Source organism: Pseudomonas sp. GL-B-26 (assembly GCF_019947405.1).
Taxonomy (GTDB): domain Bacteria; phylum Pseudomonadota; class Gammaproteobacteria; order Pseudomonadales; family Pseudomonadaceae; genus Aquipseudomonas.
Genome location: NZ_JAGYGJ010000025.1, coordinates 53,671 through 71,137, shown reverse-complemented (window position 1 = coordinate 71,137; position 17,467 = coordinate 53,671). Strand labels below are relative to the sequence as shown.

Here is a 17,467-nt window from a genome sequence, read left to right as displayed (position 1 = left end):
CGCTAAGCTAGCCGCCCATGCCGACTCTCGTTCTGAACCCGCTCCCCATTTGTATCGCCGACCTGCCGGGCATAGCCCATGGCGGCGGTTGCGTGCGAGCCGGGTTTATCGTTATCAAGGAATCTCTATGACTGCTGGCCTGCAAGGCTCGTTGATGGTGGACGTCGCCGGTACCTGGCTGACGGCTGAAGATCGCCAATTGTTGCGCCAACCCGAAGTGGGCGGCCTGATCATTTTCGCCCGTAATATCGAACACCCGCGCCAGGTGCGCGAGTTGAGTGCCTCAATCCGCGCCATTCGCCCTGATCTGCTGCTGGCAGTCGACCAGGAGGGCGGCCGGGTTCAGCGTTTGCGTCAGGGCTTCGTACGGCTGCCAGCCATGCGCGCCATCGCTGACAACCCGAATGCCGAGTACCTCGCCGAACAATGCGGCTGGATCATGGCGACTGAAGTGCTGGCCGTCGGCCTCGATCTGAGCTTCGCTCCAGTGCTGGACCTCGACTTCCAGCGCAGCGCCGTGGTCGGCACCCGTTCATTTGAAGGTGATCCCGAGCGTGCAGCGTTGTTGGCGGGTGCATTTATCCGTGGCATGAATAGCGCGGGAATGGCCGCAACCGGCAAGCACTTTCCCGGTCATGGCTGGGCCGAGGCCGATTCCCACGTTGCGATCCCTGTTGATGAGCGCAGTCTCGACGAAATCCGCGCCAATGACCTGGTGCCGTTCGCCCGACTGAGCAAGCAATTGGCCGCGGTCATGCCAGCCCACGTGATTTATCCACAAGTCGATTCCCAGCCTGCCGGCTTCTCCCGTCGCTGGTTGCAGGACATCCTGCGTGGCGAGCTGCAATTTGACGGCGTGATCTTCAGCGATGACCTGTCCATGGCCGGCGCCCACGTGGTCGGCGATGCTGCCAGCCGTATCGAAGCGGCGCTGACTGCCGGTTGCGACATGGGCCTGGTGTGCAACGATCGCGCGGCCGCTGAATTGGCCCTGAGCGCCGCCCAGCGTCTGAAGGTCAAGCCGTCCGAACGCATTGCGCGGATGCGCGGCCAGTCGTACGCCAGCACTGAATACCGTCAAGACCCGCGCTGGCTGACAGCCGTGGGCGCGCTCAAAGATGCTCAACTGATTGATTGAGGACTTTTCGATATGACGGTTTACGCGATTATCGGTGGAACCGGCCTGACTCAACTCGAAGGCCTGAGCATTCGTCAGTCATTGGCGGTGGACACGCCGTACGGCGCGCCTTCGGCTGAAGTGCAGATTGGCGAGTACGCCGGCAAGGAAGTGCTGTTTCTCGCGCGTCACGGTCATCCTCACCGTTTTCCGCCGCATCAAGTGAACTACCGCGCCAACCTCTGGGCGTTGAAACAGGCTGGCGCCGAAGCGATTCTCGCGGTCAACGCCGTGGGTGGGATTCATTCCGCGATGGGGACCGGACATTTCTGTGTGCCGCATCAGCTGATCGACTACACCAGTGGTCGCGAGCACACCTATTTCGCCGATGATCTGCATCAGGTCACACACATCGATTTCAGCTATCCCTACAGCGAGCCACTGCGTCAGCAATTGATCGCGGCGCTGGCGGTCGAAAGTGTCGGCTACAGCAGTCATGGCGTGTATGCCTGCACTCAAGGGCCGCGACTGGAAACCGTCGCTGAAATCGCCAGACTGGAGCGCGACGGATGCGACATCGTCGGCATGACCGGAATGCCGGAAGCGGCATTGGCTCGCGAGCTGGAAATGGATTACGCCTGTCTGGCGCTGGTAGTAAACCCGGCAGCGGGCAAGTCGACGGCAGTGATCACCATGGCCGAGATCGAGCAAGCACTGCATGACGGGATGGGTAAGGTGAAGTCGACGTTGGCTCGGGTGCTTAAAGGCTGATCAATCGTTAAGCCGAGTTGACCCTTTCGCGAGCAGGCTCGCTCCCACAGGTGCAGTGATCACCTGCTCGCGAAGGCGATTTACCTATTGCCGCTATTTTTCGAGTTTATCCGGCAACGGCGCAAACAACGCTTCAATATCATCACTCTGCAACTTCCAGTCCCCGGTCTTGCGCCCATCCAGCACGCCAGCCGCCAAGTCGGATTTTTCCTTCTGCAGATGCTGAATCTTCTCTTCCACCGTGCCTCTGGCAATCATCTTATAGACGAACACCGGCTTCTCCTGACCAATGCGATACGCCCGGTCAGTTGCCTGATTTTCCGTCGCCGGATTCCACCACGGATCGTAGTGGATCACCGTGTCGGCTTCGGTCAGGTTCAGGCCGACGCCACCTGCCTTCAGGCTGATCAGAAAGATCTGACGCTTGCCGCTCTGGAAGTCTTTTACCGGGGCGCGCCGGTCGCGGGTCTGCCCGGTCAGCAGCGCATAATCGACGCCGCGTTTTTTCAGCTCGTCTTCAATCAGCGACAGCATTGAAGTGAACTGCGAGAACAGCAGAATCCGCCGACCCTCATCGAACAATTCCTCAAGCATTTCCATCAGGCTGTCGAGCTTGCCCGACGTGCTGCCGCGGGTGGGCAGGGTGGCATCGTTGACCAGCCTCAGATCGCAGCAGACCTGGCGCAGCTTCAGCAGCGCTTCAAGAATGATGATCTGGCTGCGCGCCACGCCCTTGCGGGTGATCTCGTCGCGGACTTTCTTGTCCATCGCCAGACGCATGGTTTCGTACACGTCGCGCTGGGCTTCGTTGAGCTCGACCCAATGGATGATTTCGGTTTTCGGCGGCAACTCGGTCGCCACCTGTTCCTTGGTTCGACGCAGCAGGAACGGTTTTATCCGGCCATTGAGGTGCTGAAGTCGTACTTCGCTGGCGCGCTTTTCGATTGGCACGCGGTAATCGCGATTGAAGCTTTTTACATCACCCAGCCAGCCGGGCAGCAGGAAGTGAAACAGCGACCACAGCTCACCCAGGTGGTTTTCCAGCGGCGTGCCGCTCAGGCACAGGCGCTGACGGGCATTCAACTCGCGGGCAGCGTGGGCGGCCTTGCTGTTGGGGTTCTTGATGTATTGCGCCTCGTCCAGAACCAATACGTGCAAAGGCTGGGCCGCCAGACGTTCGACGTCCTTGGGCAGCAACGCATAGGTGGTCAGGATCAGGTCGTAATCGGCCAGCGTGTCGAAATGCTTTTTGCGGCTGGCGCCGTACAGTGCCAGCACTTTGAGTTGCGGCGTGAAGTGCGCCGCTTCATCCAGCCAGTTTGGGATCAGGCTGGTGGGCATCACCACCATGCACGGCCGATCGAGGCGTCCGGCGTTCTTCTCGCTGAGAATGTGCGCCAGGGTCTGTAGGGTTTTGCCCAGACCCATGTCGTCCGCGAGAATCCCGCCGACTTCCAGTTGTCGCAACGACTGCATCCAGCTCAAGCCTTCCAGCTGATAGGGGCGCAAGGTCGCGTTCAAGCCTTCCGGTGCGGTCCCGGTGAAGTCCTTGATGTCCCGCAGCCGCTGGGCAAAGGTGCGAATTTGCTCGCCACCCTCCCAAAGCAACGGCAGGTCTTCCAGTGGATTCAGTCGCGTGGCATCGGCCTTGCTCAGGCGCAGCGTCGTTTCACCGGGCCCTTGCAGGTAGAACTCGCCGAGGGTCGCCAGTACCGGTTTCAATCGGCCGAAGGGCAGGGCGACTTGCAGCGGGCCGTACTCAGAGTTCGGGCGATTGGGAATGTTCACCAGGATCAACTCGTCGTCGCGACGTCGGGCGAGGCGTTCCGGATTGAGGATCTCGGTGTGAGAGCGCATCAGGTTGAGCAGGATCGGCAGCAGACTCAGCCGCTCGCCGTTGACGATGATTCCCAGCTCCAGATCGAACCAGTCACGCTCCGGCGCTTGTTCGACGGTGGCGTACCAATCGTCCACGGCAGTCAGGTCGAAACCGAAGTCTTCGTCGATCTGCAACTCCCAGCCCTGGGTGCGCAGCTTCGGCAGTTCATTGAGGGTGAAAGTCAGCCAGGCGCTGTCGTTGACCATCTCGAAAAGTTCGCCGGCGCTTTCCGGCAAGGCCTTGCTTTGCCGGGTGGCAACCTTGAAGCCGAGGATTCGTAGCTGCTCCCTGTAGGTCTGTTCGACTTCCGGGTGGCGTTTTATTCGTAACGTTTGCGTCTCCTGACGAATCAGGATGTCAGCGTTCTTCTGCCCGGAAACGTATTCATCCAGATAGCTGAAAGACAACGCCGCGCGATGCTGAATATAACGCTGCATCTTGCCGTTGCGCGGTTCGAAGGCGCTGAATTCGATGCTCGCCAGCCACAGGCGCGGCACCGGTTGCACGTTATCCACCAGCACTTGTGGCGGCGCCTTCGGGCTACGGTTTTCCAGTACGGCTTGAAGTTTCTCGAGTAGCTCGGCGTCTTGCGCGGCAGCGGGATAAGCCAGGGTTTCCTGCACTTTCAGCAGCACCGCCGCGCAGTGCTTGCAGTTGCTGTGGACCGGGCAGGTGCAAGTGGCATCGATCATCAGCAACGTGGCTTTGGCTGACTCGCGCAGGCGAATGGTCTGGCGGTAAACGTTACCGCCAGAGCCCTCGCAGGCGGCAATGATTGTGGCGTCGCCGGCCTCGACGATCCTGACGCGGTTCTCCAAAGCGTAGCGGCGGCCACGCTCCAGGCTCTGTTCCTTGAATCGGCTGACCCAGGAAGGTGCCAGGGGTTTGCTCAGGGTCGGGGGCATAAGGACTCAATCAGTCCGGAATTTCATCGGGGACTGGCCGAGGCGCAGGGGACGTCAGCGAGGTGATCTTGATCAGCAGGCCGAGATGGCCGTTGTCGAGGAAGTTCAGCTGGCCGTTCTTGGTGTGGCTTTCCTGTTTCATGCTTTCGCTGGCGGTGACCAAGCCGTTGGCGTCGATCTGGTTGACCCAGAAGTCTGCATCCACATCGGTGAACCGCCCCAGTTTCATGCTCAGCGTGCCCTCGATCGGGAACTGACCGAACTGTTCCTTGCCCTCGCTGATCGCGACTTTGCTGGCCTCTTCGCCGAGAGTCTGTTGCCAGGCCTTGTGCAGCAATACCGTGTATTCATTGCTGGCGGTGAGTTTTTCCACTTCGGCATTGAGACTCGGTGTGCGCAGGCTGTCGGGGTTGATGGGCTGAGCTCCGGCAGCCCAGTCTTCCGGCGCGGCGCGGCTGACGATCGCCGGCACGGCGTTTTGGCGGACCAGAATCATTTCTATCTGGTACAGGTCATCGGCAAACGTCGTTGGCGCAACCAGGGTCATCAACAGAATCAGTAAGCGAAACAGGCGCATGCGGCGTCCTTCAAGCAGTTTTCGGAATGAGGTGCTCAAACAGCGCCTCTACAGTATTAAAGCGCTCTTCCGGGCGCTCCATCGGCACCTGGAATTTAAACATCGTGGCGCCTTCGAATTTGTAGCGTTTGGGCTGGCTCTGGATCAGTTTGATCAGCGTCAGCGGGTCGACCGGGGTTTGCGTCGCGAACTCGATTCGGCCACCTTGCGGGCCGCCGTCGACTTTCTTGATGCCCAGTAGCTCGGCCTGCAATTTCAGCGCGGTAATGCGCATCAGGTTCTTGGTCGGTTCCGGCAACAGGCCGAAACGATCGATCATCTCCACCTGCAAGTCCTTGAGGCCTTCCTCGTCGGTGGCCGAGGCGATGCGTTTGTAGAGAATCAGTCGGGCGTGCACGTCCGGCAGATAGTCCTCGGGAATCAACGCCGGTACCCGCAGATTGACTTCCGGACCACCGCCGAGCGGCTGGTCGAGGTTCGGTTGTTCGCCCTTGCGGATCGACTTCACTGCGCGCTCGAGCATCTCCATGTACAGCGTGAAACCGACGGCCTGGATCTGTCCGCTCTGCCCGTCGCCGAGCAATTCGCCGGCGCCACGGATTTCCAGGTCGTTGGTGGCGAGCACGAAGCCCGCGCCGAGGTCCTGGGTATTGGCGATCGCTTCCAGGCGTTTTTCGGCGTCAGGCGTGATTTGCTGACGCGGCGGCGTCAGCAAATAAGCGTAAGCCTGGTGGTGACTGCGACCGACCCGGCCGCGCAACTGGTGCAGCTGCGCCAGGCCGAACTTGTCGGCACGCTCGATGATGATGGTGTTGGCGCTAGGCACGTCAATGCCGGTCTCGATGATGGTCGAGGCGATCAGCACGTTGAAGCGCTTGTGGTAGAAGTCGCTCATCACTTGTTCGAGATCGCGTTCACGCATCTGCCCGTGGCCGATACCGATCCGTGCTTCCGGCACCAGTTCGGCGAGGTCGGCGGCGCATTTCTCGATGGTCTTCACGTCGTTGTGCAGGTAATAGACCTGACCGCCACGCAACAGCTCACGAAGCAAGGCCTCTTTGACCGTGCTCTTGTTCTGCTCCATGACGAAAGTCCGTACCGACAGGCGACGGGCCGGCGGCGTGGCGATAATCGACAGGTCGCGCATGCCCGACACCGCCATGTTCAGCGTACGCGGAATCGGCGTGGCGGTCAGGGTGAGGATGTCGACTTCACTGCGCAGGGCCTTGAGCTGTTCCTTCTGACGGACACCGAAACGGTGCTCTTCGTCGATGATCACCAGCCCCAGGTTTTTGATTTTCACGTCGTCCTGCAGCAGCTTGTGCGTGCCGATGACGATGTCGATCTTGCCTTCGGCCAGGTCCGCGACCGCGGCGTTGACTTCCTTGGTCGACTTGAAGCGACTCATCACTTCCACGCTCACCGGCCAATCGGCGAAGCGGTCGCGGAAGCTGTTGTAATGCTGCTGGGCGAGCAGGGTGGTCGGCACCAGAATCGCCACCTGACGACCGCCATGCACCGCAATGAACGCGGCGCGCATCGCCACTTCGGTCTTGCCGAAACCGACGTCGCCGCAGACCAGACGGTCCATCGGTTTCGGCGCGAGCATGTCGGTGCGCACCGCTTCGATGGTGGTTTGCTGGTCCGGGGTTTCTTCGAACGGGAAGCCCGCGCTGAAGGTTGCGTAATCGGCTTTCGGGTCGGCGAACGCATAACCTTCGCGAGCGGCGCGGCGGGCATAGATGTCGAGCAATTCAGCCGCCACGTCGCGCACCTGTTCGGCGGCTTTGCGTTTGGCTTTCTGCCAGGTCTCGGAGCCCAGGCGGTGCAGTGGGGCCAGGGCATCGTCGCTGCCGGTGTATCGGGCGATCAGATGCAGGTTGGCCACCGGCACGTATAGCTTGGCGTTTTCGGCGTATTCGAGGGTCAGGAATTCGGCTGCCTGACTATCGATTTCCAGGATCGTCAGCCCGAGATAGCGACCGACGCCGTGATCGATATGCACCACCGGCGCGCCTTCGCGCAGCTCGGTGAGGTTCTTGATGACGGCATCGTTGTTGGCATCGGCGCGTTTCTCGCGGCGACGGCGCTGCATCACGCGCTGACCGAACAGAGGGCTTTCGGCGACCAGGGCCAGGGCCGGGTCGTCAAGCACCAGGCCTTCGTCGAGCGGCGCGATGGTGATCGCCAGGCGCTCTTTGCTTGCGACAAAGTCCGGCCAGCTGTCGACGGTTTTCGGTCGCAGTTTCAAGCGTTCCAGCAATTCCAGCAACACTTCACGACGGCCCGCGGACTCGGCGGTAAACAGCACGCGACCGGGAAACTCGTCGAGGAAACCCGCCAGCGCCGCCAACGGTTGGGTGGCCTTGGCTTCGATGGCCAGGTTCGGCAGCTCCCGAGCGGGGAAGCGCTCGCGACCGACGCCGGTTTCCACGTCCTGTTGACTGGCAACCACGCGCGGCCAGTTCTTCAGCCGAGCGAAGCAATCTTCCACTGGCAGGAACAGTTCAGCTGGCGGCAATAAAGGACGGGCCGGATCGACGCGACGCTCTTCATAGCGATTGCGCACGTCGTTCCAGAAATTTTCCGCCGCCTGCTCGATGCCGGGCAGGGAAAACACTTGCGTGTCCTGGGGCAGGTAATCGAACAGCGTGGAAGTTTCGTCGAAGAACAGCGGCAGGTAGTACTCGATACCGGCCGGGGTAATCCCGCTGCTCAAGTCCTGGAAGATCGGGCAGCGACGGAAGTCGACATCGAAACGCTCGCGAAAGCGCGCCTTGAAGCGGGTGACCGCATCCTTTTGCAGCGGAAACTCTCTCGCTGGCAGGAGGCGAACCGTTTCAACCTTGTCGATAGAGCGCTGGTTTTCCGGATCGAAGGTACGAAGGGTCTCGATTTCGTCGTCGAACAGGTCAATTCGAAAAGGCAGTTTGCTGCCCATCGGGAACAGGTCGATCAACGAGCCGCGCACGGTGAATTCGCCATGCTCGTAGACGGTATCGACGTAGCGATAGCCGCTGGCCTCAAGCCGCGTGCGCATTTGCTCGACATCGAGCTTCTGGCCGATGTCCAGCACCAGGCTGCTTCCGAGCAGGAATTTGGTCGGTGCCAGGCGATGCAGGGCCGTCGTGATCGGCACGACCAAAACGCCATGACTCAGCTCTGGCAGTCGATACAACGCGGAGATTCGCTGGGAAATAATGTCCTGGTGCGGCGAAAACAGATCGTAGGGCAGCGTTTCCCAGTCCGGGAAATGCAGCACCGGCAAATCCGGGGCGAAGAAACTCAGCTCCTGTTCCAGCCGTTCGGCACTTTGGCTGTCGGCAGTCAGTAGCAGGGTGAAGCGCTTGGCAGCGCTGGCGGCCTCGGCAATGGCCAGGCTCAGGGCGGCACCGGGCAGGTTGCCCCAGTGCTGTTTACCTGCCGCGGCAGGGAGAAGCGGTAGACGCAGAACGGGCACGGAAGGTTGAGCTCCAAGCGTTGCGACAAAGTCGGTAATTGTAGCGGTCCCGGGTGCCGCCTGTCAGTTGCAGATGTGTCTATTACGCAGGTTGGGCGAAATGTAGTGGTAAAGACAAAATCGGCCCGTTTTTTAGTAAAAATCACTGAATATGTAGTGGCAAAACGACCGAGTGTTACGGAGGGTTACAGACAAGACAGCGTTGTCTCCCAAAAAACGACTGCGCTGCAGGCCACGGTTTTATTGGGCTTGAGCCGTGCGTTATTTTTTCGAAGAGGATTTTGTTACTGGCCACGCGACAGGCGCGCATTGCTACGGGAGGCACTCGGCGGCATAATGTAGCCCCTTTTTTCTGCCCCTACATGTGGAAGGTTCCCGTGACTCAGAAGCCCGACCAGTGTCTTGGTGAATGGATCGACCGTGAAGCACTCGCAGAAGCGATGATTCCGCTTATCGGTCAGCTCTACCGCAATAACAACGTGGTGAGCTCGATCTATGGCCGCAGCCTGATCAATCGTTCAGTCATTGCGATTCTCAAAGCTCACCGCTTTGCTCGTCATCGTCAGTCTGATGACAGCGAATTGTCCGTCCACGAAACATTCCCGCTGCTCAAGGCAATGAGCGAGCTCAAGCTCGGCGCTGCTTCGGTAGACCTGGGCAAGCTTGCAGTCAAGTTCAAGGCTGAAGGCAATGGCCGTACTGCCGAGCAGTTCGTCCGTGAAGAACTGGCTGACGTCGTTGGTCAGCAAAATGTTTCCGCCCGCAAAGGTACCGACGTTGTTCTGTACGGCTTCGGTCGTATCGGCCGTCTGCTGGCGCGCATCCTGATCGAGAAAACCGGTGGTGGCGACGGCCTGCGTCTGCGCGCCATCGTTGTCCGCAAGGGCGCCGAGAACGATCTGGTCAAACGTGCCAGCCTGCTGCGTCGTGATTCGGTTCATGGTCCGTTCGATGGCACCATCACCATTGATGAAGCCAACAACACCATCACCGCCAACGGCAACCTGATCCAGGTTATCTACGCGAAAAACCCGACTGAAGTGGACTACACCCAGTACGGCATCAAAGACGCACTGCTGGTGGACAACACCGGTGTGTGGCGTGACGCCGACGGTCTGGGCCAGCACTTGGCTTGCCCGGGTATTGATCGCGTTGTTCTGACCGCGCCTGGCAAAGGCAAGCTGAAGAATATCGTTCACGGCATCAACCACGGTGAAATCACCGCTGATGACAAGATCGTTTCCGCGGCTTCCTGCACCACCAACGCCATCGTGCCGGTGCTCAAAGCCGTCAACGACAAGTTCGGCATCATCAACGGTCACGTTGAAACGGTTCACTCGTACACCAACGACCAGAACCTGATCGACAACTTCCACAAAGGCGATCGCCGTGGCCGTAGCGCCGCGTTGAACATGGTAATCACCGAGACCGGTGCTGCCACCGCTGCTGCCAAGGCTTTGCCTGAGCTGGCCGGCAAGCTGACCGGTAACGCGATCCGCGTTCCGACGCCAAACGTGTCGATGGCCATTCTCAACCTGAACCTTGAGAAAGCCGCCACCCGTGAAGAGATGAACGAGTACCTGCGCTACATGGCGCTGCACTCCGATCTGCATAAGCAAATCGACTACGTCAATTCGCAGGAAGTGGTGTCCACCGACTTCGTTGGCTCGCGCCACGCAGGCGTGGTGGACGCTGAAGCAACCATCAGCCAAGACAACCGCGTTGTTCTGTACGTTTGGTACGACAACGAATTCGGTTACAGCTGCCAGGTGGTTCGCGTGATGGAAGACATGGCCGGTGTAAACCCGCCTGCATTCCCGCGCTAAGCGTTAGCTGCACATGAAAACGCCCCGACTTTGGTCGGGGCGTTTTTGTTTGTGCGGTTTGGTCCGTTGCAGGTGTGTTGTCGGTGTTGGCCTCTTCGCGAGCAAGCCCGCTCCCACATTTGATCGAGTTGTCCCGGCGGACGCGGTCAAATGTGGGAGCGGGCTTGCTCGCGAAGGCGATGGATCAGGCGCCGCCGACCACAGAGGCTTGCGCAGTCGGCAATTCATGCCGATTGCCACGGAACAACACCAGCGTCGCGATCAACCCCAACACCGCCGCACCACTGAGCCATATCCCCGGTGCAGCCTTGTTATCCAGCACATGAATCAGGTACGTACACGCCGCCGGCGTAAATCCCCCGAAGGTCGCGGTTGCCAGGCTGTAGGCCAAGGAGAATCCAGTCGTACGAACTTCCACCGGCATGATCTCGGTCAGCGCCACGACCATGGCGCCGTTATACGAGCCATACAGGAACGACAGCCATAACTCGACGATCAGCAGGTGGCTGAAGCTCGGGTTCGCTACCAGCCACGACAGGGCGGGATAGGCGGTGAGGATCGCCAGAATCGTCGCCGCCAGCAGCAAGGGTTTGCGTCCGATCCTGTCGGAAAACGCTCCCATCACCGGTAGCCAAAAGAAGTTCGACAGACCGATACACACCGTCACCAGCAACGCATCCAGATCCGACAAATGCAGTTCGGCTTTACCGAAGGTCGGGGTGTAGGCGGTGATCAGATAGAACGACACCGTGGTCATCACCACTAACGCCATACCGGCGATGACGATGCCAAAGTTCTGGCTGATCGAGCGGACGACGTCCCGCAGGGTAGGGCGGTGTTTACGCGCCTGGAATTCCGGGGTTTCTTCCAGCGAGCGACGAATCACGAAGATCACCGGCACGATCATGCAGCCGATCAGGAACGGCACGCGCCAGCCCCAGTCGCCCATTTGTTCCGGGCTGAGCCAGTGGTTCAATCCCACGCCGAGCAGGCCGGCGAACACGACCGCCGCTTGCTGACTGGCGGACTGCCAACTGACAAAGAAACCTTTGCGGCCCGGGGTGGAAATCTCGGCGAGGTAGACCGACACACCGCCCAGTTCCACGCCGGCCGAGAAGCCTTGCAGCAGGCGACCGAACAGCACGATTAGCGGCGCCGCAACGCCCAATGTGGCGTAACCCGGCACGCAGGCGATCAGTACCGTGCCGGCGGCCATCATTGCGAGGGTGATGATCAGGCCTTTGCGTCGACCGTGACGATCGATATAGGCACCGAGGAAAATCGCCCCCAATGGGCGCATCAGGAAACCGGCACCGAAGGTGGCCAGGGACAACATCAGTGAGGCAAAAGCGCTGTCGGCAGGGAAGAAGGTTTTGGCGATGGCCGTGGCGTAAAAGCCGTAGACCATAAAGTCGAACATCTCGAGAAAGTTACCGCTGACAACGCGAAAAATCGCTTTGCCTTTGCTCGTGTTGGCAGACATTTGTAGGTACTCACGCTGGTAAATCTTGTTTGAAACGCTGCACCTGTGGGAGCGAGCAGGCTCGCTCCCACGCGCTCTGAGGCCCATAATGGCGGGCGCGGTTTTGAGGGGGGATGAAGAATTGTTAACTGGACGGTGGAGTGGGCTTGTGGTGCTGGCCGGCATTTTGTCCGGTTGTGGCAACGGCGACAGCCTGGAACGCTTCGACGGCCCGACCATGGGCAGTCGTTATTCCATTCAATACGTAAGACATTCCTCCACGCCCGGGCCGAAAGCGGTGCAGGCCGAAGTAGAAAATATCCTCGCCGAAGTGGATCGACAATTCTCGACCTATCGCAGCGACTCGGACACCGAACGCTTCAATGCACTGCCGGCCGGTCGCTGTCAGGTCATGCCTGGCCCTGTGCTCGAATTGATCCGTGTGGGCGAGCAATTGTCATCCCAAAGCGAAGGCTCCTACGACCTGACCGTGGAACCGCTGCTCAATCTCTGGGGATTTGGCCCGCAGGGTCGTGAGGAAAAAGTCCCGACTGCCGAAGCGCTCGCCGAAGTAAGGCAGCGCGTCGGTCACGCGCACCTGCGTATCGACGGCGATCAGCTGTGCAAGGACGCCGCGGTCGAGGTCGACTTCAACAGCATCGCCGCCGGTTACGCGGTCGACACGATTGCCGCAAAACTCGAAGCAATGGGCATCCACAGTTACCTCGCCGAAGCCACCGGCGAACTCAAGGCCGCCGGTAAGAAACTCGACGGCTCACCGTGGCGCATCGCCCTGGAAGAACCCCGCAACGATCAGCAAGTGGCCGAGCGCATCATCGCCGTCGACGGCTACGGCGTTTCCACTTCCGGCGATTACCGCAACTATTTCGAGCAGGACGGTCGGCGTTATTCCCACACCTTCGATGCCCGCACCGGGGCGCCGGTCTTACACACTCTTGCGTCAGTCACGGTGATTCATCCTTCAGCGTTGATGGCCGATGGCTTATCGACGCTGTTGCTGATTCTGGGGCCCGAAAGGGGTTGGGACTATGCCGAAACGCATGACATCGGTGCATTCTTTGTGATTCGTGCCGATACAGGATTCGTCACACGAACCACGCAGGCTTTTGAACGCCTGAGTGGCGGAAAAACCGAGTGATCGCGGCGATTCAAGCAGCAAAGACTGGCGTTGTAGTGCAGGCAAAACTAGCCTACGACGCGACCAAGGGTTAATGTGCGCGGCGTTGACGCTTATATAGACTGTGTCCGGGTTCTGCACTGGCCCCAAATTGTTCCTTCACGCCGCAGATCGGCGTGATTTAGCCGCAGGTGCCGAGGGCGCCGCGGCCTGTTCTGAGGAGTATGCATGGCTGTCTACAACTACGACGTGGTGGTGCTGGGTTCCGGCCCTGCGGGAGAAGGCGCGGCAATGAACGCCGCCAAAGCAGGGCGCAAGGTGGCGATGGTCGATAGCCGTCGCCAGGTCGGCGGCAACTGCACCCACCTGGGCACCATCCCGTCCAAGGCACTGCGTCACTCGGTCCGGCAGATCATGCAGTTCAACACCAACCCGATGTTCCGGGCCATTGGTGAGCCGCGCTGGTTCTCGTTCCCGGACGTGTTGAAAAGCGCTGAAAAAGTCATCTCCAAACAAGTCGCTTCGCGCACCGGCTACTACGCCCGTAACCGCGTCGACGTGTTCTTCGGCACCGGCAGCTTCGCTGACGAGCAAACCATTGAAGTGGTCTGCGCCAATGGCGTGGTCGAAAAACTGGTGGCCAAGCACATCATCATCGCCACCGGCTCGCGCCCTTATCGTCCGGCGGACATCGATTTCCACCACCCGCGTATCTACGATAGCGACACCATCCTCAGCCTCGGCCACACCCCGCGCAAACTCATCGTTTACGGCGCTGGCGTGATTGGTTGTGAGTACGCTTCGATCTTCAGTGGTCTGGGTGTATTGGTTGAGCTGGTGGACAACCGCGGTCAGTTGCTGAGCTTCCTCGACTCGGAAATTTCCCAGGCCCTGAGCTATCACTTCAGCAACAACAACATCACGGTTCGCCACAACGAAGACTACGACCGCGTCGAAGGCGTGGACAACGGCGTGATCCTGCACCTCAAGTCCGGCAAGAAGATCAAGGCCGACGCCTTGCTCTGGTGTAACGGCCGTACCGGTAACACCGATCAACTGGGTCTGGAAAACGTCGGCGTGAAGGTCAACAGCCGTGGCCAGATCGAAGTCGACGAGGCCTACCGTACCTGCAAGCCGAACATCTACGGTGCCGGTGACGTGATTGGTTGGCCGAGCCTGGCCAGCGCTGCTCACGACCAGGGTCGTTCGGCCGCTGGCAGCATCGTTGACAACAATAGCTGGCGCTTCGTCAACGACGTGCCGACTGGCATCTACACCATTCCGGAGATCAGCTCGATCGGCAAGAACGAGCAGGAGCTGACTCAGGCCAAAGTGCCGTACGAAGTGGGCAAGGCGTTCTTCAAGGGCATGGCGCGTGCACAGATCGCCGGCGAGCCTCAGGGCATGCTGAAGATTCTGTTCCACCGCGAAACCCTGGAAGTGCTGGGCGTTCACTGCTTCGGTTATCAGGCGTCGGAGATCGTTCACATTGGTCAGGCGATCATGAACCAGCCGGGCGAAATGAACACGCTGAAGTACTTCGTCAACACGACGTTCAACTACCCGACCATGGCCGAAGCCTATCGGGTAGCGGCGTACGATGGCCTCAACCGGCTTTTTTGAGCGGCTCCGGCCGGTGGCCTGAGCCGGCCGGGGAGACCGATTTCAGCAATTCTCGAGCGTGGCGCTGGCCAAACCGGGAAAGTCTGTAATCAGGCTGTCAACGCCGAAGTCGGCGAGTCTGCGCATTAGCGCGGGCTCGTTGACCGTCCATACCGACACATGCAGCCCCTGACGCTGCGCCTTCTGCAGGCGTTCCGGCGTACACAGGGTCCAGTTCAGCGCCAGAATCTCACAGCCATAGCTTTGCGCGACCTTCAACGGGTCGAGCCAGGCGTACTCGGCCACCAATCCGCGGGACACGTCCGGCACGAAGTCCAGCGCGGCTTTCAACACTTCGCGTGAACTCGACGTAATCGTGATCTTGTCCCGCACACCGAAACGCTGAGCCATTTCGCGAATTGCCAGCACCGTAGTCGCGGCGCGGGTGCGCGAAGCGCTTTTGACTTCCAGCTGCCAGTGCTCGAAATCGCATTTCTCGAACAGTTCTTCCAGTGTTGGAATCGGGCACGGTTTGATCCAGCCCGGTCCGCCAGTGCGCGCATCGTAGGTCACCAACTCGGCTGCCGTGTGCTCGACGACTTTGCCGCGACGGTCGGTGGTGCGTTTGAGCGTCGGGTCATGGATGACCATCAACTCGCCGTCCATGGACAGGTGCAGGTCCAGTTCGCAGCGGCGCACGCCGTGCTTGAGGCATTGCTGAAAGCTGGTCAGCGTATTTTCCGGTGCTTCGCCCTTGGCGCCGCGATGGCCGTAGATGAGAGTCACGGTTCTTCCTTAAATTAAATGCCTGATTCGTTTTGTTCGCGGGCCAGACGTCGTTCCTGGGCCTGCTTCTGCAAAATGTAGCGGGCCAGCAATTGGCGCTGGGCATCGGTCGGGTATTCGAACTCGGTGCCGACGTCATAGCCGTCGCCTTTGCGATCGCAATGGGTGACGCGAGCCCGCAACAAGAGTCCGAGTGCTTGCGGCATCAGTACCAGTTTGACCGACAGGTGCGCGTCCTCGGCAATGGGCGTCGGATGCTGAAATTCGATCCCGCCTTCGGAAATGATCACCGGCTGCGGCTCGCCGATCTGCCCGAGCACGGTGATTGCGATCACCTGGCTGAGTAAATCGATGCGTTTATTCTGGGATTTCAGGAACGCAGCGAGGTTCCGGTCGCGCTCACTGATCTGGCGCAGCAGGTGCTGTGACTCGAATTCGCTCAGGTGCAGTTCGCTGAGCAAGTTGAACAGAGGGGAAGCATCCTGCAACACTTCCTGGCCTGCGGCTTCGGGAGCGGACAGGGGCCGAATTTCCAGTGCGATCGTGTCCTCGATACGGTAGTATTCGCGGCGATCTTCTTCATCTAATGTCGACATGGCGAACCCATGGTAGCGGCGGTGGTCTGAGTGTAAAGCTGGTTATCGACCCCCGCCACAAGGACGTTCCTTTTCCCTCCGAACAAGCCCCGACATGTTCAGACCTCTCTTCGTATTTATTGGCACGCGTTATACCCGTGCAAAGCGTCGCAATCATTTTGTGTCATTCATTTCCCTGACCTCGATGATCGGACTCGCCCTTGGCGTGGTCGTGATGATCGTGGTGCTGTCGGTCATGAACGGCTTCGATCATGAGATGCGCACCCGCGTGCTGGGCATGGTGCCCCACGCGACCATCGAGTCCGGTGATCCAATCAGTGACTGGAAAAGCCTGGCCGCCAAGGTCAAGCAGAACCCGCAGGTGACGGCCGTGGCGCCGTTTACCCAGATGCAGGGGTTGCTGACCAACAACGGCAAGGTCTCCAAAGTCCTGCTCAATGCCATCGACCCTGCGCTGGAACGGCAGGTCTCGATCATTGATAACTTCATGCAGCAGGGCAAACTCGACGACCTGGCGCCGGGCAGTTTCGGCATCGTCATCGGTGACAAGGCCGCGGCCAAGTTGGGTGCGGCGATCGGCGACAAGCTGACGTTTGTGGCGCCGGAAGTCACCGTGACCCCGGCCGGGATGTTCCCGCGCATGAAACGCTTTACCGTGGTCGGCATCTTCCATGTCGGCGCCGGTGAGCTGGACGGCTATCTGGGCATCACCAATCTGCAGGATCTGGCCAAGCTGCATCGCTGGAAGCCGGATCAGGTCCAGGGCATCCGCCTGAAGTTCGACGACCTGTTCCAGGCGCCACGCGTCGCGTGGACCATCGCCCAGCAACTCGGCGAAGACCATTTCTATGCCCGCGACTGGACGCGCACCCACGGCAATCTGTATCAGGCGATCCGCATGGAAAAAGCCATGATCGGTTTGCTGTTGCTGCTGATCGTTGCCGTTGCCGCGTTCAATATCATTTCCACGCTGGTGATGGTGGTGAACGACAAGAAGGGCGACATCGCGATTCTGCGCACCCTTGGCGCCACGCCGGGTTCGATCATGGCGATCTTCATGGTGCAGGGCACCGTCATTGGTGTGGTCGGTACGCTGATCGGCGCCGTGGTCGGGATCTTCGCCGCGTTGAACGTCAGCGCCGCGATCTCGGCCCTCGAAGGGCTGATCGGGCACAAATTCCTGAATGCCGACGTGTACTTTATCGATTACCTGCCGTCGCAAGTGCAGAGCCAGGATGTGTTGATGGTCTGCGCCGCCGCGTTGGTCCTGAGTTTCCTCGCCACCCTGTATCCAGCCTGGCGTGCCGCGCGCACCCAGCCTGCGGAGGCGCTACGTTATGAGTGAGTT

Annotated in this window: 12 protein-coding genes; 6 read left to right on the top strand and 6 right to left on the bottom strand. The window is 59.8% G+C overall.

Going from position 1 to position 17,467, the window contains the following annotated elements:
* Positions 1-139 precede the first annotated feature (139 nt).
* Both nagZ and KGB23_RS17530 read left to right on the top strand, forming a co-directional pair.
* Positions 140-1,138: a beta-N-acetylhexosaminidase gene (gene nagZ / locus KGB23_RS17535; RefSeq protein ID WP_173860483.1), complete on the top strand. Its 999-nt coding sequence runs from the start codon at positions 140-142 to the stop codon at positions 1,136-1,138.
* Between the two features lie 12 nt (positions 1,139-1,150).
* Complete coding sequence (locus KGB23_RS17530; RefSeq protein WP_223431982.1) at positions 1,151-1,888, top strand: S-methyl-5'-thioinosine phosphorylase; 738 nt, start codon at positions 1,151-1,153, stop codon at positions 1,886-1,888.
* 93 nt (positions 1,889-1,981) lie between these two features.
* Here the strand turns inward: KGB23_RS17530 and KGB23_RS17525 are convergent, their stop codons facing one another.
* From KGB23_RS17525 to mfd, 3 genes are read right to left on the bottom strand one after another with little or no spacing between them, the layout of a single operon-like run.
* A complete protein-coding gene (locus KGB23_RS17525; RefSeq protein WP_223431981.1) occupies positions 1,982-4,672 on the bottom strand; it encodes a DEAD/DEAH box helicase in 2,691 nt (896 codons plus the stop codon).
* 10 nt (positions 4,673-4,682) lie between these two features.
* Positions 4,683-5,249 (bottom strand): CsiV family protein, encoded by a 567-nt coding sequence (locus tag KGB23_RS17520; protein ID WP_223431980.1) that lies wholly within the window; start codon positions 5,247-5,249, stop codon positions 4,683-4,685.
* Between the two features lie 10 nt (positions 5,250-5,259).
* Positions 5,260-8,709 (bottom strand): transcription-repair coupling factor, encoded by a 3,450-nt coding sequence (mfd, locus tag KGB23_RS17515; RefSeq protein WP_095128744.1) that lies wholly within the window; start codon positions 8,707-8,709, stop codon positions 5,260-5,262.
* 362 nt (positions 8,710-9,071) lie between these two features.
* On the opposite strand from mfd, the gene KGB23_RS17510 reads away from it, so the two are divergent.
* Positions 9,072-10,535 carry a glyceraldehyde-3-phosphate dehydrogenase gene (locus KGB23_RS17510; RefSeq protein WP_192407181.1) on the top strand — a complete coding sequence of 488 codons (1,464 nt, stop codon included), beginning with the start codon at positions 9,072-9,074 and terminating at the stop codon, positions 10,533-10,535.
* Between the two features lie 184 nt (positions 10,536-10,719).
* Here the strand turns inward: KGB23_RS17510 and KGB23_RS17505 are convergent, their stop codons facing one another.
* Positions 10,720-12,018 carry an MFS transporter gene (locus KGB23_RS17505; protein ID WP_223431979.1) on the bottom strand — a complete coding sequence of 433 codons (1,299 nt, stop codon included), beginning with the start codon at positions 12,016-12,018 and terminating at the stop codon, positions 10,720-10,722.
* An 88-nt stretch (positions 12,019-12,106) separates the two neighbouring features.
* On the opposite strand from KGB23_RS17505, the gene KGB23_RS17500 reads away from it, so the two are divergent.
* Together KGB23_RS17500 and sthA are read left to right on the top strand one after the other, a co-directional pair.
* A complete protein-coding gene (locus KGB23_RS17500) occupies positions 12,107-13,156 on the top strand; it encodes an FAD:protein FMN transferase (protein ID WP_223431978.1) in 1,050 nt (349 codons plus the stop codon).
* A gap of 207 nt (positions 13,157-13,363) precedes the next feature.
* Positions 13,364-14,758: a Si-specific NAD(P)(+) transhydrogenase gene (gene sthA / locus KGB23_RS17495; protein WP_046047831.1), complete on the top strand. Its 1,395-nt coding sequence runs from the start codon at positions 13,364-13,366 to the stop codon at positions 14,756-14,758.
* 42 nt (positions 14,759-14,800) lie between these two features.
* On the opposite strand, the gene KGB23_RS17490 is transcribed toward sthA, so the two are convergent.
* Positions 14,801-15,523, bottom strand: coding sequence for a glycerophosphodiester phosphodiesterase (locus KGB23_RS17490; RefSeq protein ID WP_223431977.1), 723 nt, complete (start codon positions 15,521-15,523; stop codon positions 14,801-14,803).
* A gap of 14 nt (positions 15,524-15,537) precedes the next feature.
* Positions 15,538-16,119, bottom strand: coding sequence for a PilZ domain-containing protein (locus KGB23_RS17485; protein WP_223431976.1), 582 nt, complete (start codon positions 16,117-16,119; stop codon positions 15,538-15,540).
* A 94-nt stretch (positions 16,120-16,213) separates the two neighbouring features.
* On the opposite strand from KGB23_RS17485, the gene KGB23_RS17480 reads away from it, so the two are divergent.
* Positions 16,214-17,464 carry a lipoprotein-releasing ABC transporter permease subunit gene (locus KGB23_RS17480; protein ID WP_223431975.1) on the top strand — a complete coding sequence of 417 codons (1,251 nt, stop codon included), beginning with the start codon at positions 16,214-16,216 and terminating at the stop codon, positions 17,462-17,464.
* Positions 17,465-17,467 lie beyond the last annotated feature (3 nt).